This is a genomic window from Lysobacter sp. CCNWLW3 (assembly GCF_036697405.1).
GTDB lineage: Bacteria > Pseudomonadota > Gammaproteobacteria > Xanthomonadales > Xanthomonadaceae > Lysobacter.
This window is the reverse complement of the sequence record NZ_JBAHWA010000002.1, coordinates 113,621-130,046: the sequence shown is the minus strand read 5'-3', so window position 1 is coordinate 130,046 and position 16,426 is coordinate 113,621. Positions and strand designations below refer to the sequence as shown.

The 16,426-nt window shown below is 66.7% G+C and carries 16 protein-coding genes; 4 read left to right on the top strand and 12 right to left on the bottom strand.

Annotated elements, in window-relative coordinates:
- Positions 1–106: 106 nt before the first annotated feature.
- Positions 107–880: an alpha/beta hydrolase gene (locus tag V1318_RS05760; RefSeq protein ID WP_332938534.1), complete on the bottom strand. Its 774-nt coding sequence runs from the start codon at positions 878–880 to the stop codon at positions 107–109.
- A gap of 185 nt (positions 881–1,065) precedes the next feature.
- On the opposite strand from V1318_RS05760, the gene V1318_RS05755 reads away from it, so the two are divergent.
- Positions 1,066–2,529, top strand: coding sequence for an HD domain-containing phosphohydrolase (locus tag V1318_RS05755; protein WP_332938532.1), 1,464 nt, complete (start codon positions 1,066–1,068; stop codon positions 2,527–2,529).
- Positions 2,530–2,694: 165 nt separating this feature from the next.
- Here the strand turns inward: V1318_RS05755 and V1318_RS05750 are convergent, their stop codons facing one another.
- Together V1318_RS05750 and V1318_RS05745 are read right to left on the bottom strand one after the other, a co-directional pair.
- Positions 2,695–2,964 (bottom strand): hypothetical protein, encoded by a 270-nt coding sequence (locus V1318_RS05750; protein WP_332938530.1) that lies wholly within the window; start codon positions 2,962–2,964, stop codon positions 2,695–2,697.
- 88 nt (positions 2,965–3,052) lie between these two features.
- Positions 3,053–4,096 carry a peptidoglycan recognition family protein gene (locus tag V1318_RS05745; RefSeq protein WP_332938528.1) on the bottom strand — a complete coding sequence of 348 codons (1,044 nt, stop codon included), beginning with the start codon at positions 4,094–4,096 and terminating at the stop codon, positions 3,053–3,055.
- A 279-nt stretch (positions 4,097–4,375) separates the two neighbouring features.
- Between V1318_RS05745 and V1318_RS05740 the strand changes: the two genes are divergently transcribed.
- Complete coding sequence (locus V1318_RS05740) at positions 4,376–6,010, top strand: AAA family ATPase (RefSeq protein ID WP_332938526.1); 1,635 nt, start codon at positions 4,376–4,378, stop codon at positions 6,008–6,010.
- Between the two features lie 184 nt (positions 6,011–6,194).
- On the opposite strand, the gene V1318_RS05735 is transcribed toward V1318_RS05740, so the two are convergent.
- The 4 genes from V1318_RS05735 to V1318_RS05720 all read right to left on the bottom strand — a co-directional run bounded on the left by V1318_RS05735 (position 6,195) and on the right by V1318_RS05720 (position 10,991).
- The gene (locus V1318_RS05735) at positions 6,195–6,608 is read right to left on the bottom strand and encodes a hypothetical protein (RefSeq protein WP_332938524.1); all 414 of its coding nucleotides are present in this window, start codon (positions 6,606–6,608) and stop codon (positions 6,195–6,197) included.
- A 66-nt stretch (positions 6,609–6,674) separates the two neighbouring features.
- Positions 6,675–7,112 (bottom strand): hypothetical protein, encoded by a 438-nt coding sequence (locus tag V1318_RS05730; RefSeq protein ID WP_332938523.1) that lies wholly within the window; start codon positions 7,110–7,112, stop codon positions 6,675–6,677.
- 211 nt (positions 7,113–7,323) lie between these two features.
- On the bottom strand, positions 7,324–9,543 hold the full coding sequence (locus tag V1318_RS05725) for a S8 family peptidase (RefSeq protein ID WP_332938521.1): 2,220 nt from the start codon (positions 9,541–9,543) through the stop codon (positions 7,324–7,326).
- Between the two features lie 581 nt (positions 9,544–10,124).
- Positions 10,125–10,991 (bottom strand): NmrA family NAD(P)-binding protein, encoded by an 867-nt coding sequence (locus tag V1318_RS05720; protein ID WP_332938520.1) that lies wholly within the window; start codon positions 10,989–10,991, stop codon positions 10,125–10,127.
- A gap of 331 nt (positions 10,992–11,322) precedes the next feature.
- On the opposite strand from V1318_RS05720, the gene V1318_RS05715 reads away from it, so the two are divergent.
- Positions 11,323–12,645 (top strand): sorbosone dehydrogenase family protein, encoded by a 1,323-nt coding sequence (locus tag V1318_RS05715; protein ID WP_332938518.1) that lies wholly within the window; start codon positions 11,323–11,325, stop codon positions 12,643–12,645.
- Between the two features lie 103 nt (positions 12,646–12,748).
- The gene (locus V1318_RS05710; RefSeq protein WP_332938516.1) at positions 12,749–13,102 is read left to right on the top strand and encodes a hypothetical protein; all 354 of its coding nucleotides are present in this window, start codon (positions 12,749–12,751) and stop codon (positions 13,100–13,102) included.
- 84 nt (positions 13,103–13,186) lie between these two features.
- Here the strand turns inward: V1318_RS05710 and V1318_RS05705 are convergent, their stop codons facing one another.
- From V1318_RS05705 to V1318_RS05685, 5 genes are all read right to left on the bottom strand, one after another.
- Positions 13,187–13,474 (bottom strand): hypothetical protein, encoded by a 288-nt coding sequence (locus V1318_RS05705; protein ID WP_332938514.1) that lies wholly within the window; start codon positions 13,472–13,474, stop codon positions 13,187–13,189.
- Between the two features lie 138 nt (positions 13,475–13,612).
- Positions 13,613–13,993 carry a VOC family protein gene (locus V1318_RS05700; protein ID WP_332938513.1) on the bottom strand — a complete coding sequence of 127 codons (381 nt, stop codon included), beginning with the start codon at positions 13,991–13,993 and terminating at the stop codon, positions 13,613–13,615.
- Between the two features lie 115 nt (positions 13,994–14,108).
- Positions 14,109–14,414 carry a cupin domain-containing protein gene (locus V1318_RS05695; RefSeq protein ID WP_332938512.1) on the bottom strand — a complete coding sequence of 102 codons (306 nt, stop codon included), beginning with the start codon at positions 14,412–14,414 and terminating at the stop codon, positions 14,109–14,111.
- Between the two features lie 58 nt (positions 14,415–14,472).
- Positions 14,473–16,050 (bottom strand): serine hydrolase domain-containing protein, encoded by a 1,578-nt coding sequence (locus tag V1318_RS05690; RefSeq protein WP_332938511.1) that lies wholly within the window; start codon positions 16,048–16,050, stop codon positions 14,473–14,475.
- On the bottom strand, positions 16,031–16,375 hold the full coding sequence (locus V1318_RS05685; protein ID WP_332938509.1) for a hypothetical protein: 345 nt from the start codon (positions 16,373–16,375) through the stop codon (positions 16,031–16,033). The genes V1318_RS05690 and V1318_RS05685 overlap by 20 nt, the downstream gene beginning before the upstream one ends.
- Positions 16,376–16,426 lie beyond the last annotated feature (51 nt).

Below are 16,426 nucleotides of genomic sequence, written 5' to 3'. Positions count from 1 at the left end.
TTCGGAACACCGGCGCCGCCCGCGGAATCGTCGCGATAACGAAGAACGCCCTGCGTCGGCGGGGCGTTCGTTTAGGATGATGCGCGGCGCGGCGGCCGGCAGCGGCTTACTTCTTCGCTTGCGCCGCCTGCACGATCAGGTCGGCCACCGCATCGGGCTTGGACACGTAGATGGCGTGGCTGCCCGCGGTTTCGACCACCGTCGCGCCCGCGCGCTTGGCCATCATCTGCTGTGCCGGCGGCGGGATCATGTGGTCTTCAGTGGCAACCAGGTACCAGCTCGGCTTGGCCTTCCAGGCCGGCACGCTCACCTTGCCCGCGAGGGCCGCCACGCCCCAGGGCACCTGCGAGGCTGCCATGAACTCCGCCTCTTCGGCCGGCACGTCACCCGCGAACGAGGCGGCGAACTTGCCGCGGTCGAGGAATAGGAAACCGTCCTGCGGCGGCAGGATCGGCGGCACCGAAGCGCCCGGGGGCGGGTTGGCGATCAGCGATTGCACCGACTCGCCGGCGTCAGGCGCGAAGGCGGCGATATAGACCAGACGCTCGACCTTGGGATCGGTGCCGGCCTCGGAGATCACCACGCCGCCGTAGGAATGACCGACCAGCACGACCGGACCGTCCTGCTGGGCGATCACGCGCTTGGTGAAAGCGACGTCGTCCGCGAGCGAGGTGGTCGGGTTTTGGACGATGCTGACGTTGTAGCCGTCCCGCTTCAGGCGGTTGTAGACCTTCTGCCAGCCGGATCCGTCGACGAAACCGCCGTGGACGAGGACGATGTTCTTGACGTCCTTCGGGGTGGGGCTGGGGGGGCCGGCATGGGCGACGGACACCATGGACAGGGCGGCGACGGTGGCGAACGCGAGGGACTTGAGGTTCATGGGATGCTCCAAGTGTGGATGGATAGGCACTGCGGTTAGGTCGTTGCGGGGAGGTGGGCGGGGGCCAACCTTGGAGCACAGATTGCGCGCCGGCCCTGGTGCCCACCATCGGTTGAATGACCGAGGCCCGCGCGGGAGGGCGGGGGCTAGACTGCTCATCTCCCTCCTTTACCGATGAAGACGCCGTGGACGATTCCGCCGTCGCCCTGCTGGACGTAATGCGCTCGCTGGCCTTCGTGGGCGATCTGGCCATGGGGCAGCCCACCGACCACTCGCCGCGCGCTGCCTGGATGGCCGGGCAACTGGCGCATGCGTCAGGCGCGGACCCGGCCGCGCATACGCGCGCCGTCGCGGTGTCGCTGCTGCGCTGGTCGGGCTGTACCGCCAACGCCCCGGAGTTCACCCAACTGTTCGGCGACGATGTGAGCGGGCGCAAGGCGCTGCTCGCGACCCAGTCCGCCGGCAGCAGCTTCCGCGTCGGCACCCGTCACAAGGGCTCGGCGTTCCGCTCGCTGTCGCGCATCCATTGCGAGGTGTCGGGCGACATCGCGGCGCAACTGGGCCTGGACGAAACCTCCCAGCTCGCCTTACGCCATTTGTTCGAAAGCTACGATGGCACCGGCGCGCCGGACGGGCTGAGCGGCGATCAGGTGCCCGAAGCTGTCTACACCGCGTCGGTCGCCGGCGACCTCGAAATCTTCAACCGCCTCTACGGCCGCGAGCAGGCCTACCGGCTGATCGGCGAACGCGCGGACGTGCTGTATCCCAAAGCACTGGCGGACATAGCCGTGGCGCAATCCGCACATTGGCTGGCCGCGCTGGACGAAGATCCCACGTTGTCCGGCGCTTGCGCGCTGGATGCGGCCTTCGCCGATCGCACCACTTCGCTTGAAATCCTGGCCCACGTGATCGACCTCAAGCTGCCCTGGATGACCGGCTACTCGCGGCAGGTCGCCGAACTCGCGCGTCAGGCCTCGCTGGAACTCGGCCTGGACGGCGGCAGCCAGCAACGCGTGTACCGCGCCGCGCTGATCCACGGCATGGGCCGCGCCGCGGTGCCGAACATGATCTGGGACACCCCCGGCCGCCTCGCCGATTCGGCCTGGGAGCGGGTTCGCCTGGTGCCCTACTGGACCGGCCGCGCCGCGCGCCAGATCGGCTCGCTCGCGCGCGAAGCCGAAATCGCGTCGTACATATACGAACGCCAGGACGGTTCCGGCTATTTCCGCGAACTCAAGCAGTTCGGTATTCCGATGGAGGGCCGGATCCTCGCCGCCGCGGCCGCACTGGTCGCGCTGCGCGTTGCGCGCCCCTGGCGCGAAGCCTATTCCGACAGCGCCGCGCGCGAGCTACTCACCGCGGAAGCCGCCGCCGGGCGCTACGACGCCGATGCCGTGCGCGCGCTGTTCGAGAAACCGCGCTCGGCCGCCCCCAGGCGACCCGCGTCTTCGTCCACCGGGCTGCTCACCGAACGCGAGCGCGACGTACTGCGCTGTATCAGCCATGGGGCCAGCAACAAGCTCGCCGCACAGAAACTAGGTATCAGCCCCAGCACCGTGCGCACTCATATCGAAAGCGTATTCCGCAAGCTGGAGTCTTCAACGCGTGCGGCGGCCACCTTGAAGGCTACGCAGTTAGGCTTGATCTGAACGATCGCTTTTCACCCGCATCGCGTACGCCCAGCATCCACAATCCGCCACGCCTATACGGCCAGAAAAATCCGATCTGGGTGTCAGGCCACCGCAGAAACGAGAGTGCTTTCGTTTCGTCGCCACTGCCGCCTACTCATGAAGTCGGCCGATCTGTGCGGGACCCTATCGGCCCGTCGTATCGGGCATCAGGATCACCAGCGGCTCGCACTGCGCCTGTGAACACCCGAACGAGGCCACTTCTTCGCCGCTGATCCAGGTGCTGGTGCCGGCGGCGTTGATCTCGAAATCCCAGTCGCGTTCGCGCGCGCGCAAGCGCCCCTTGATCGAGCAGGGCAGCCAGTCGTAGCCGTGCCGCTCGCCTTCTCGCAGCGGCTTGCTGAGACGGAAGAACGATTCGACCTGACTCTTGTCGAGCACCCAGGCCTTGCACATGGCTGCTTCGTTGGCCAGGTATCGAGCGCCATCCGCAGGCTGGTAGAGCGGCGCTGAAACGTCGATGACGGTCAGGTCCGCCCGTGCGCTATCGGCTGGGTCCCGAGGGTGCGGCTGGCAGGCCAGGAGCAGCGGGAGCGGCAGCAGGAACAGCCGGCGCAGCGGGCGTATACAGCCCTGCGCCTTCGCCGGCGGTTTTTCGCGAAATGACATCGTGCTGGTACACATCATTGTCGTTCAATCCGAAGTTCTGCTGCAGGGAACCCACCAACCTCTGGATCGATGCGGTCTGCGCCGCCGTCGGCGGATCCCAGGTTTTCGTTCTCTCGTTGTAGTCGCCCACCACCTCGATGCCGACGCTGTCGCCGTTGGTGGGATAGCGTTCCGGGTAGGGGCGCGTGGATTCGATGCCATGCACCGCCTGCACCGCAGGCCTGCGCCATTCCGCAACACCGGCCCTGGCGGCCGTGAGCTCGCGCTGGTCCTCGGGCGTGATCGTCCCCTCCACTTCGCCGCGCGAGCGGATCGGGCCGATATGCCAGGCCTGCCGGTCCAGGCTCACCGTTTGATGGATGGTGCCGTCCTTGTCGATCAGGAAATGCGCGCCCGTCCCTTCCGCACCGTTGCGCCAGGCGCTCAGCGTGCCCGCGGCCGTGGTGGAGTCGGTCCGATGCAGGACGATGCCGTTCACCTGGGCCAGGGCAGCGTGCTCGATCTGCGCCACCGGCGTACGCGTGATGCCCGGATCGGTCAGATAGCCGTCGCGGCCGATGCTGGTCTCGCGCCCGAATGGCGCCAGGGACTCCTGCGCGGGGCGCGAGACGGCGTCCACCGGCGCGCTGAACCGCATGGCCGCCGGATCGGGATTGTGCGTGTGGTAACCCGCCCTGGGCATGGCGAACACCGACGGCTGCGGCGCGGCCGGATCGCCGGCCACGATCTGGCCGATGTCGCGCGCCAGCATATGCGGCTGCTCGCTGCGGATATCCGCGTACAAGGCCGCGGCTAGGTTGGCGTTCTGCTCGGGCGTCCAGCGCCCCAGACCCTGCACGCCGGTCAGGACGCGCTGATACATCTCGTGATCGGGATGCAACGGGTCGCTGGGTAGACGAACTTCGGGTGGGTCGGCCATCGCGATCCTCCTTGAATCGATGCATCCAAATTCAGGCTGGCTGGAACTCGCCTGTCCGATTCCGTTTAGCCGCCGTCGTCGGTCCGAAGCGGCGGGCGTTTCGCTGGATTCCATACCAACATGGGTTCGACCGCAGTGTCAATTCGGTCGGGTGGACGCCGCGTTCTTTCGGCACGCGGATTGCACCACCATGTGATGAAGTGCCTGTCGCGCCCCATCGGGCAGGCCGCATCCGATCACGGCTAGAATCCGCTTCCCTACCGGTCATCCATCGACGACATGAAAGACACCCCCGATTGGACCAGCGATTGCCACGTCACCGTGCACGACGATGACGATTCCCCGTTCGATGGCGTCGTGGCGCTGCTGCGTCGCTGCGTCGGATTCGGCCTGGACAATGCGCAGGGTTGGGCGCGACACATCAGCCGCAACGGAAGCGCGCAGCTGGGGCCCTGGGCACCGGTCATCGCACGGTCCATTTGCGACGAGATGATCCGCCTGGCACCGGCCTACGGCTGCCACAAGCTGCGTGTAGTGCTGGAAGAGCAGCCCGAGCAAGCGGCGCCCGCCGCAAAGAATACGGCCCAGAAGGCGCACCACGTGCTGGGCGAGCTGTTCGGCGAGTGGCCAGCCGACAGCCTGGTAATCGTCAAGCGGGAATTCCCCGCCTACCTGCGCGTGGACGTGCAGAGCGCGCTGGATGCGCTGACGGCAGGCAGCCGTCGCGTGGGAATCCACAGCCGCAATCGCTACGATGCTTCGGACATGGCCTCGCTGATTTCCGAGCGCGATCAGGCCAAGCTGATCGGCGCTCTGCAGTTCGAGGACATCGACATCGGCGAGGGCCTGCCGATCCGGCTTGCGACCAACTGCCTTTCCTTGATCGAGGATGACAAGGTGCCGATGGCGATCTGGGTCAACCTGTCCTCCGACTTCTCGCAGAGCCTGCAGCTCAGCGTGGAGATCCTGGCACCGCCAGGCGAAGAGGCGGCAGCGAAGACCAGCGCGATGATCGCCGCGATCGAGGCCGCCGTAGCCGAGGGGCGCAGCTATCGTGGCAAGGTGCTGTCGCTGGAGGGCAGCGAGACATTCCGGGGCACAGCCGCGAACTCGCTGACCGTCCATTTCCGCACCCCGGTCGGGGAGCACGAACTGGTTCTGCCGGAACGGGTCAAGCAAGCGCTGGACCGGCACATCATCCGGTTCGCGGCCGAGCGCGACGCCCTGAAAGGGCTGGGCCAATCCGGCCGCAAGGGCGTGCTGCTGTACGGCCCGCCGGGCACGGGCAAGACCCACACCATCCGCTATCTCGCAGAGCGGCTGCGGGACCACACTACGTTTCTGGTCACCGCCGAGCAAGTCGGGATGATCGCGGTCTACTTCCGGCTGGCGCGGCTGTTCGCACCCTCGATCGTGGTGATTGAAGACGCCGACCTAATCGCCCGCCAACGCGAGAACATGAGTTCCTCCTGCGACGAGGTGATGCTCAACCGCCTGTTGAACGAGATGGACGGCCTGAAAGCCGACGCCGATATCTTCGTCATCATGACCACCAATCGACCGCAAGCGCTGGAAGCCGCGTTGATCCAACGCCCCGGCCGCATCGATCATGCAATCGAAGTTCCGGTACCCGACGCCGGATGCCGGGGACAGCTGCTTCGCCTTTACGGCGACGTCCTGAGCATCGACCCCAAAGCCTTCGAGACGCTGATCGCGCGCACGGAAGGAGTGAGCGCGGCTTTCATCAAGGAAGTGGCGCGGCGCCTGGCTCAGCACTCGATCGCTGCCGGACGCCCCGGCCAGGTCGACGCGGGCGATCTCGAGGCGGCGCTGGACGAAATGCTGTCCGAGCGGGACGGCTTGAACCTGCGACTGCTGGGCGGCGAGGCGGCGTTCATCGCGCAGTCGGCTTGATCAGCGCTAGCAAAGACAATTCGGACATCACCAATCTGTCGGCGATACCCTCTCGATGCGTCCTTGTTCGCCCTTGCCCGCCTCGCATGGCTTTGTCCTGGATTCGGCTGAAGCAGGCCGAGCGATCATGCGCTCGGCTTCGGGGACCGGGTCAGGCGGCGGCGGAGATGATCAAGCTGGGATATCAGCCATCTCGATGGGCCCCGGCTTCCCACTCGGTCCAATAGGCCTCGCTCGCGGCATCGAGTTCCTCCAGCGTCGTCGGAGCGCCGCTGTCGACGAACAGTTCGACCGACCGATACTGGAGCCTGAGGGCGCCTCCTACAACAAAGATCTCCAGCGGCGTGCCCGGCTCAGCGCTTAGGATGACCGGCCTGATGCGGCCGATATCGGGCAGCTCGAAGACACCACCTCCGTCCCGCACTTCATAGGACAGTACCGAGCAGTCCGTTAACACCAAGTCGAACCCGGTGCCCTGCCCAGAAAACTTGGCGCGCAAGTGCGGGATGTCGACGTGCAAGCGGACCACTCCCGGCACCACGCCCTCGGCTCGCGTCAGCACGCCGTCGTGCAAGAGATTCCATAGCGTCGGGTCCAAGCTGCGCTCCTTGCTGGGTGATTATCGAGATCATGCCGCCCAGACGCGGCGAGCACGAACGATGTTTCAGGCGCCAAGGCTCGCCAGCGCAAAAGCGAGTGCAACGACGCCCACGCCGAGAACGCCGTAGATCACCCATAACGGTGCGTTCTGAGCCCAGGCGAATGCGACGTAGGCCTCCTTGACGTTGCGGCCGGTGACGAGGGGGATCAGACCCAAGGCCAACAACGGCATCACGCTCGCCAAGCCGAATCCCCACAGCACCGGAACGGGGTCGGAATCTTCATAGCCGCCGAGCGCGTAAAGCGCCACGCCAAAAAAGATCCCTGCGATGAACAGCGCATTGGCCACCCAGGTCGACAGGCGATGCCGCCTGAGCAGGGTATCCCGGGATTTGGCGTTGTAGGTTCTTGGCAGCGTGCGCACCCAGCGCGAGGTCAGCCAGACGGCTATCGCGCCGCCGATGAGGCCGCTTGAAACGGGGCCTAAAGAGTCGAACTCCATTGGGTACCTGACTGTGCTCCACGCGGGGAGTCGCGCGAATTCTGGGTTTGGCCCAGGACGCCGTCAATGGGGTCTTCTGACATGGCGCCTGCAGCCGCCCCTTCAGCGCAAACGCCCGGACACCACCGACCTGTCGACGATGCCCGGGCGCGTCCGCGTAGGCGGAGCTACTTCATCCGGCTCGATGGCCGCCGGCTTGTTTCATCCCTGCTTACTTGGACAAACGCCGGTAGATCGGGTCCGCCAGCGGATCGCTGACGCGCTTGGCTTCGCGGCCGTATTCCAGGGCGCCGCTGGTGCTGGGCAGGAACTCGCTGTCCTTGGCCGGCACGTATTCGGCGATCACGCGCTGGCCCTTGATAGCGCTTTCCGAGACGGACCACTGGGCGCGACCGGCCTTGTCCAGCCTGGCGCCCTCGGCGATGTCCTTGCCGTCGATCAGCAGGCGCACGCCGCCGGTGGGCACGGCTTGGCCACGGGCCAGACGCGCGACGGTGGCGGTCAGGACCAGGCTGTCGCCCTTGCTGTTAGCACCCAGCGAGGTCTTGGTGCCGCCCAGTTGCACGTCCTGGCTGACCTTCGCGCTCTTGGCGAAAATCTCGTCGCCGGTGGTGCCGACGTCGAACTCGCAGTCCGCGCGGATCTTGCGGTCCTGCAGCGTCTCGCAGACGCGACGCGCCAGCTCGACGTTCTCGGGCTTCATCGGCGGGATCTTGTCTTCCGGGAACGGGTCCTTGCGGTAGTTGCCGGTCGAGTCTTCCTTGGCGTAGTCGAACAGCGTGGTCTTGTCGGTCACGCGCCAGGAATCGACGAAGCCCGGACGGGTCCATTCGTTGGCCGCCAGCACGCCCATGATGCCCTCGGTGGCGGGCGTGTGGTACGCGCGCACGTTGATGTACCACTGGCTCTGATTCGACCACCAGTTCGAGGTCGCGATCAACGTGGTGCCGTCGGGGAAATCGATCTGGATGCCGTTATCTCCGTACTTGCTGACGCGGCCGCCGACGCCGAGCGCGATGCCGCCCGGGCCGGGACTGACCAGCGTGCCGTTCACGCGCAGCTGCAGGCCGCTGGGATCCGGCACGCCGCTGAGGTTGGGCACCCAGGTGACGCGGTAGCTGCCCACGCGCGCGGCGATGGCGGTGTTGACGCTGACCCACGGCGCGCTGGGCACGACGGTCTGGCGGGTCTGCACTTCCATGCCCATGTTGCCGAGCAAGGCCACGAACTCGCCGCCGGGCTGGAAGTCGTAGTGCATTCCGTTGACGGTGGTGATGTGTGGGTCGCCGTCGTTGAAGCCGTCGTTGAGCGAGCCGTAGTGCAGTTGCTCGTTCGGCGAACCCGCGCCGGGGTTGATCACGCCGGGCCAGCCTGGGGTGGCGGCGGTATTGTCGGCGTTGTGGATCGCCGCCCAGACCGCCGCCGGCGTGGACGCCGGATGGATCTGCAGGTAGCGCGCGGCCACGCCGGCCACGTGCGGCGCCGCCATCGACGTACCCGACATGACCATCGTCGCTGCGTCGTTGGCGATACCGGCCGACAGGGTGTTCACGCCGGGCGCGAACAGGTCGACGCAGGTGCCCCAGTTGGAGAAGTTGGCGCGGGTGTCGTTGGTGGGGTTGATCGCGCCCACCGTGATCGCCGTCGGCGCGCGTGCCGGCGAGATGTTGCAGGCATCGCCGTTGTTGTTGCCGGCGGCGACCGAGTAGGTGACGCCGGAGGCCACCGAGTTCGCGATCGCCGTGTCCAGGGTCGGACTGGGCGAAAAGCCGGAGCTGAGGTTGGCGACCGCGGGCAGCACGCGGTTGGCCGTCACCCAGTCCACCGCCGCGATGACCGGCGCCAGATAGGTGTTGGCGCAGTCGCCCGCGCGCACCGGGTGCAGCAAGGCCTGCTTGGCGATACCGAAGGTGGTACCGCCGATGGTGCCGGCGACGTGGGTGCCGTGGCCGTGACAGTCGTTGGTGCCGGCGGCCAGGTTCATGGTGTTGGTGCCGCCCGATACGCGACCGACCATCTCGTTATGGGTCGGGCGGATACCGGTGTCGATCACGTACACATGCACGTTGTTGCCGGTCTCGCTGTAGGTGTAGCGCAGGTCCAGCGGCAGCAACCGCTCGCTGGTGCGATCCAGGCCCGCCGGCGGGTTGTTCTGGATGATGTTGAGATCGCCGACCTGATCGACTTCGATGTAGGCGACGTCCGGCATCTCGCGCAGGCGGCGCACGGCGTTGTCGGGCAGGGTGGCGCTGAAGCCCTTCAGCGCGGTCGTGTAGGTGTGGCCGATCTTGCCGCCGAGCGCGCGTGCGCGTTCCTGCGACGACTGCACGGAAGCCTTGGCGACGCCCTGCTTGAGGACCACGATGTACTGGCCCGGAATGCGCTTGGGCGCGTTCTCGTTGAGCAGCGGCGCCAGTCGGGTTTGAGCCATCGCTCCCAACGGCAGCAGCGCGGCGAGCAGGCCGCATGCGGCCCAGGTCGCGGCCCTACCGCTTCGCCATTTCGGTGGTGTTCCCATGCATCCGATGCGGTTGTCCATTCCTCTTTCCATGATCCTTTCTCCATGATGTTGCGATTCGCCTGGCAACAGGCGTCGATCGTCGCTACCCGACGATTCGGCATAGGGACGGCGCGGCTCGCCCTCCGGGGCATGGAGCCGGTCTCGAATGCGCAGCTGGGGTGTTGGTCCGTGGACCCGATGCGTATTGCGGACGACATCGCCGGCGGAGCGGCGATGGCACTACGATAGGCGCGATTGCGTTGCGCTAGCCTCCATGGCTGATGCACTGTCCCTGTTCGAATCATCCAACGCGGGAAGCGGCGGCGACAGGTCATCGCGGCCTTCATCGGGCGAATATCGCCGCGCGCGCCCGTGAGCCGAGCGCGCGATTACGCCGCGCCGCTGGTTGGGCTCGCGAGGCCATGAGATCCGTCCGCTTGCGCCTCGCAAGCGGCACTCAATGCATTCAGCCTGATTAACACGCGTTCGCGAGAGGTGTTTCCGGCCGATCCTCAGGCGTTCGGCCCGGAGACCAGGCCCTGAATATAGGCGTCCAGCGTCGTCGTGCCTCGCAGCGGATCCTCGGCCACGTCGAAGCCGCTGTCGACCGCCGCTGCAGTCATTCGCGCATAGGATTCGGCGGCCGGTTCGGAGAATCCCAGCCCAAGGAAGGTCTGCTTCCACTGCTTGCGAGGCGCGACTTCCAGTTCGACCGGCCGGCCCAGCGCCCGCGAGAATGCCTGCGCGACATCGTTGGACGAGTACAGACGCGGACCCTCGGCGTAGCGGACGCCGACATCGTCCAAGGCGGCCAGCAAGCGCGCCGCGGCCATTTCTCCGAGGTCGCGTGGCGCGACCATGGGAATCTCAAGATCGGCGGGAAACAGGGTTCGCAGCTTGCCCGTGCGGCGCACGGCATCGAGCTGCCCGTCCCAGTTGCTCATGTAGTAGGCCGCGCGATTGATCGCCGCCGGGATCGATTGCCGGCGCAGGCCCTCTTCCAGCTCCCACAGCACGTTGAGGTCGCCGAGGCGTTCGCCCGGCTGCGCGCCTCCGGTGGACTCGGCCACCACCTTCTCCAGCCCGGAGCCTTCGAGCGCGGCGAGTATCTTGGCGACCGTGCGCCGCTCGACCGCGTCGGTATCCGTGCCGGTGTCGGCCGGCGGGTTGAGCAGAAAGGCGCGGCGCCCGTGCCGCAAGGCGGCGCGCAGCGAGCCTATGTCTTCCACATCCGCTTCCGCGATTTCGGCGCCCTTCGCGCGCCATCGACCGGCGCGATCGGCCGAGCGCGTGACGATGGTCACCGCCGCTCCGCGCGCGAGCAGCGCTTCCGCCGTGGCCGAACCGACATGTCCCGTACCGCCCATGATCACGTACATATGCAGCGCTCCCAGCCGCCGACCGCAGGGTCGAGCTTATGAAACACGGCCCAGGGTAGGCATCGGCTATCAAGCCTCGGTGAATGTCGGGTGTGGTCGAACCGAACATTTCCGGGGCGGTCCGCTTATCTCCGAATCACGACTCGATTGCAGCGCGATCGCTCGGACGCCCACCACCGGCGAACCAGGACAGTCCCGATCGACCCGGCGGATTTCCGCCGTGCGTTTTCACGTGGCGCATACGAGGTCACGCCGACTTCATCGCGCCTGGCCCAAGCTGCGTGCCGCAGGCGAAGCCTGCCTTGGCTTCGCTGCCTCAAAGGAGGCCGCCATGACCCGCACTCTTGCGCGCTCGACCGCCTGCGTCCTGTCCTTGCTCGCCATCGCCGGCTGCGGCGGTTCCGCCCGTCTTGCCGCCAAGGCCGACACCGGGCCGAATCCGACGCTGCCCGAACCCTCTTCTTCGCTGATCCCCACCGTCAAGGTCGCCAAGGCCATCGGCTGGTCCGATGGCGCCAAGCCGACCGCGGCGCAAGGGTTGACGGTGAATGCCTTCGCGAGCGGGCTGGACCATCCACGCTGGCTCTATGTGCTGCCCAACGGCGATGTGCTGGTGGCGGAAACCAACCGCCCGCCGACGCCCGATCCGCCGGCCAATCCCATCCGCGGCGCCTTCATGAAATCGGCGTTCAAGAAGGCCGGCGCGGCAGCGCCCAGCGCGAATCGCATCACCCTGCTGCGCGATGCCGACGGCGACGGCGTGGCCGAGACCCGCAGCGTATTCCTGCAGGGCCTGATGTCGCCGTTCGGCATGGCCCTGGTCGGCGACGACTTCTACGTCGCCAACGCCGACGCGGTCGTGCGCGTTCCTTACCGCCGCGGCGACACGCGCATCGACGCCACGCCGGCCAAGCTGACCGACCTGCCCGGCGCTCCGCGCAATCACCACTGGACCAAGAGCCTGCTCGCCAGCCGCGACGGCAGCAAGCTCTACGTCGGCGTCGGCTCCAACAGCAACATCGGCGAGAACGGCATGGACATCGAAGCCGGTCGCGCCGCGATCCACGAGATCGACATCAAGACCGGCCACAGCCGCATCTATGCCGGCGGCTTGCGCAACCCGGTGGGCCTGGCCTGGCAGCCGCAGAGCGGCGTCCTATGGACGGTGGTGAACGAACGCGACGAACTGGGCAGCGATCTGGTGCCCGACTACCTAACCTCGGTGCGCGACGGCGCCTTCTACGGCTGGCCGTACAGTTACTACGGCGCGCACGTCGATACCCGCGTGCAGCCGCAGGATCCGGCCCTGGTCGCCAAAGCGGTCGCTCCCGACTACGCCCTGGGCGCGCACGTCGCCTCGCTGGGCCTGGCGTTCTACGACGGCAACCTGTTCCCCGCGCGCTACCGCGATGGTGCCTTCGTCGGCCTGCACGGCTCCTGGAACCGCGATCCGCCCAGCGGCTACAAAGTCGCCTTCGTGCCGTTCGCGAACGGGCGGCCCGCCGGCGAGATCGAGGATGTGCTCACCGGCTTCCTGGACGGACAGGGACAGGCGCGCGGCCGCCCGGTCGGAGTCGCGGTCGACAGCCGGGGCGCGGTGCTGGTGGCCGACGACGTCGGCAACGTGGTGTGGCGGGTAGTGCCGGCGCGTTGACGCGTGAGCGCGCAAGGTCACGGCCGGCTACCCAGGTTCAGGCAACTCAAGCTGCAGGCCATTCGACGGCTGGCGCCAATCACTACAGCAGAGGATCACGACCATGCTCCAGACAGCGACCATTCTGTTGGCGATCACCGCCTTGGGCGGCCTGCTCATGGCGATCATTCGCTTCTCCACCCATCGCAATCCGCCGGCCTGGCTGGCGATGCTGCACGGGCTGTTGGCCGCATCGGGCCTGACCTTGCTGGCCTATGCGATCTGCACGCTGACCGTCCCGGCTACCGCGACCCTGGCGTTGACGCTGTTCCTGCTGGCCGCCGCCGGTGGCGCGGTGATGAGCCTGGCCTACAAATGGCGCCAGCGCCTGCTGCCGACGTGGCTGGTGGCCGTGCATGCGACGGCGGCGATCGTCGCGTTCGCGCTGCTGTTCCTGGCGGCGTTCGGCCGGGCATAGACTCCATCCCGCCTGCGCCCAACGCGCTCGGCGCATTTCGAATCCGCCCAACGCCGCGCTGGCGGCGGCCCGCGCGGCTCTGTTTCAAGAAGGCCGAGCAGATATCCGTAACTTAAAGAAGAGCACGAGCGCCGCGGTTAGCGAAACAACGAAGACCAGCAAGCCGACCAGGCTTGCACCCGACCCTTCCAGCAACTCCTCGAACAGCAAGTACGGCGCCACGGGCGACCACAGCAAGAGTTCCGGGAATCCGCTGAATGGCACATGCGGGTTGCCACCGTAGTTTGGCCATTTGAAGTATAAAAGGTAGGCGGCCCCGGCCAGCAGGTAGGAGATCGCGATCTTCGATCCTGCCGTGATGAAGCTACGCATGAGCGTTCGGGCACCTGAACCAAGTCGAGCCGCAAGGCGGAAATGAAGCGATTGGAGCGCGAGCTGATAAGCGCCTTGATCGCGTAAAGCCCCGCGAATCGCGAAGATTCCTCGGACGCCGCTCTGCAAATTTCCCGCTCAAGTCCAGAGCGTCGCGTTCTTAGGAAACCCCGGGCGCTGGACGCGAACCACGCAAAAGCGCTGCCCGGTGGGCGCCTGCATGACGACCCAGCGCTCCAGGCGATCGACCACCTGCGCGCCCAGGGCTTCCAGGCGGGCGACTTCGGCGGGGATGTCGTCGGTTTCGATATCCAGGTGCACCCGGCTCTCGTGGTCGACGCGCTGGATCTGCACGATGGGCTCGTCCTGCGGCGTTTCCAGCATCCGGTAGTTGCCGCGCGTGCCGGGATGGCCCGGGTCCACGGGACGGCCCAGGGCATGGGCCCAGAAATCGGCCGCCTGATCGATATCGGAGGTATTGCAATCGATCAGCAGAGCGCACAGTCGCGAATAGTGCATGGCTTCACTCCGACGGGGAGGACGTGCGGCGCTTAGCGCATGAAATGCGCGCGGCGCGGGCGGGCGGCCTGAACCGAAACCGATCCGGCGACATCCGGTCGCCCCGGACCAGGGATCAGTGTAGATGAACGGCCAGCCACAGCGCGCCTTCCGACACGCGGCGGACGGTGTGGGGCGTACCGGCGGGCAGGAACAGATGGTCCCCGGCGCGCAACTCGAACAATGCGCCGCCCACTTCCAGCGTCGCCTCCCCCTGGATCATCGCCACCCACTCGTCCTGAGCCTGCACGTACCGCGTCGGCGTGATGGCCGCGGAACTGACGATACGCTCGATGACCAGGTTCTTGTGGCGGAGCAGTGCTTCGAAGCGTTCGCCTTCGGACGGAGGTTCGGCATCGGCGAAGAGATTTCCGGTTTGCATGCGATCTCCGTAACGCGCGCGAGTCGGGACGGCCCCTTGGACAATTGAAGCAGGCCGTTCAGTCGGCCGAGCTCGCCTCCTGCGAAGCCTTGAGCCGGCGAGCCCTGTCGTACAGCGACTTCGATTTTTCCGTATCGCCCTTGGCCGCATACGCTTCGGCCAGGCTGTCCCAGGTATTGGCCGAGCCGGGGAACAACACGGTGTTCAATTCGAACACCCGCAAGGCGGGATCGACGCCCAGGTTCTCGCGAATCGCGTAGCCCGTGGCATTGATGGCGCGCTCCGCCTCGGCGTCGTCGAGCGCGCTCCTGGCTCGGATCGCCTTGGCCTGGGCGCGCAGATCGCCCTTGGGCGTGGCTTGCAGCGCATAGCCGGTCAGCGCGTCGGACAAGGCCTGCATGGGGAACTTGTCCGGTGCGACCACCGCCATCGCACTGTCGACGAGCGAGCGCGACCAGACATTCTTCGCGCTGCCGTTGGTCAGATAGGCGAAGGTATAGACGTCGCCGTCCAAGGCATCGTCGAAGACGATACGTATTCTGACGCGCGCGCCACCGTCGTGACCGACCATGCGGTAGGTGCCGCTCTCGCCGTATTCCCAGCCGGCGGCGAACCAGCCGCGGCGTCCGCCGGCCAGGTTGCGCGGCTGCCAGAGTTTGCACAGCGTGGCTTTGCCTACCAGTTCGCCCGAGCTCACGGCCTGCAGGAATCGGGACAGGTCGCCCATCGTGAGATAAAGCCCGGCGTGGCCGTAGGCGTAAGCAGGCCAAGCCACGGCACGGTCTTCCGCCAGCCGTCCGTCCTTGCCGATATAGCCCGTCACCACGCCCTGCCTGGGCAGCCCGTCCAGGCCCAGCCAGGTATGGCGCAGGCCGAGCTTGCGAACGATGCGCGCCTCGACCACCTGCGGGTAGGGCTGGCCGTAATGACGGGCCAGCAGCGCGGCCAGGACGATGTAGTTGGTCTGGGTGTAGCGCGTGTCGGTGCCGGGCGCGAACTGCAGGGGCGCATCGGCCAGCGACGCGAACAGCGCCTGCAGGTCGGCGGGAAACGCTGCATCCGGCGAGACGGCTCCGTCGGGCGGGTTGTCGAAGTACTCGGGTACGCCGGAGGTGTGGTCCAGGAAATCCCGGACCGGGATAGCCCGCCAAAGCGCCGGCAGCCCGGGGAGATAAGCGTTCGCGGGCGCATCCAGATCCACTTCGCCCTGCTCGACCAACTGCATGACCAGCGTACTGACGAACAGTTTGCTCAAGGAATAGCCGGAGAACACGTGATCGGCCGTGAGGCGCTCGTGGGCCTTCACGTCGGCTTCGCCATCCACGCCGCTGAACACCACCCGGCCGTTGTGCGCCACAAGCAAGGCTTGGCCGGCGATGCCGTAACGTTGCCGATTGGCCTCCAATTGCCTGAGCAAGGAGCCGGACAATGCATCTTGCGCGGAGGCGGCGCTCGGCAACGCGAGGAAGAGCGCGAACAGCCACGCTCCCAGGTGCCCGATGCCCGGTTTTCTTCTCATGCGACGTCCACCTCGATCAGTAAACCAGGTCGGCCCCTTCGCTTCGCAAGAGGGCCGGCAGCAGCGCCATGTTCGGATACGGCTTCCGCAGAGTCGCTCACTGAGTATTCGCCTCATCCAGCCGCTTGCGCAGCGATCGAATTCTCCGGGCGCGCCCTTCGTTGGCTGGCAGCGTCTCGAGCCGGACTATTTCCTGCTCCAGATCGTGCCTGTGGCGCACCGCGAAGGCCTCGGCATCCAACTGCTGTTGCATGCGTCCGTGCGCGAGCTGCTCGCGCAGCGCGGCCCATTCGCGCAGTTTGGACTTTGGAGGCACCGGAATCTTGTAACCCAGATACGCGCAAGGCCTGCCGCACGCAGAACAGGGAACCTCGCCCGCAAAAGCGATGGATCGCCTCACCGCGGCGCGGCAATCGAAGCAGACCCAGGCGGCATTACCCATGACTCGAACGCTCCATGCCGAATGGAAGCCGCTTGCGTAGCGAATCCCGCC

Coding starts and splice junctions, on each gene's coding strand:
- V1318_RS05760 (WP_332938534.1), bottom strand. CDS start 880: ATGAACCTCAAGTCCCTCGCGTTCGCCACCGTCGCCGCCCTGTCCATG.
- V1318_RS05750 (WP_332938530.1), bottom strand. CDS start 2,964: ATGTGCAAGGCCTGGGTGCTCGACAAGAGTCAGGTCGAATCGTTCTTC.
- V1318_RS05745 (WP_332938528.1), bottom strand. CDS start 4,096: ATGGCCGACCCACCCGAAGTTCGTCTACCCAGCGACCCGTTGCATCCC.
- V1318_RS05740 (WP_332938526.1), top strand. CDS start 4,376: ATGAAAGACACCCCCGATTGGACCAGCGATTGCCACGTCACCGTGCAC.
- V1318_RS05730 (WP_332938523.1), bottom strand. CDS start 7,112: ATGGAGTTCGACTCTTTAGGCCCCGTTTCAAGCGGCCTCATCGGCGGC.
- V1318_RS05725 (WP_332938521.1), bottom strand. CDS start 9,543: ATGGCTCAAACCCGACTGGCGCCGCTGCTCAACGAGAACGCGCCCAAG.
- V1318_RS05720 (WP_332938520.1), bottom strand. CDS start 10,991: ATGTACGTGATCATGGGCGGTACGGGACATGTCGGTTCGGCCACGGCG.
- V1318_RS05715 (WP_332938518.1), top strand. CDS start 11,323: ATGACCCGCACTCTTGCGCGCTCGACCGCCTGCGTCCTGTCCTTGCTC.
- V1318_RS05710 (WP_332938516.1), top strand. CDS start 12,749: ATGCTCCAGACAGCGACCATTCTGTTGGCGATCACCGCCTTGGGCGGC.
- V1318_RS05705 (WP_332938514.1), bottom strand. CDS start 13,474: ATGCGTAGCTTCATCACGGCAGGATCGAAGATCGCGATCTCCTACCTG.
- V1318_RS05700 (WP_332938513.1), bottom strand. CDS start 13,993: ATGCACTATTCGCGACTGTGCGCTCTGCTGATCGATTGCAATACCTCC.
- V1318_RS05695 (WP_332938512.1), bottom strand. CDS start 14,414: ATGCAAACCGGAAATCTCTTCGCCGATGCCGAACCTCCGTCCGAAGGC.
- V1318_RS05690 (WP_332938511.1), bottom strand. CDS start 16,050: ATGAGGCGAATACTCAGTGAGCGACTCTGCGGAAGCCGTATCCGAACA.
- V1318_RS05685 (WP_332938509.1), bottom strand. CDS start 16,375: ATGGGTAATGCCGCCTGGGTCTGCTTCGATTGCCGCGCCGCGGTGAGG.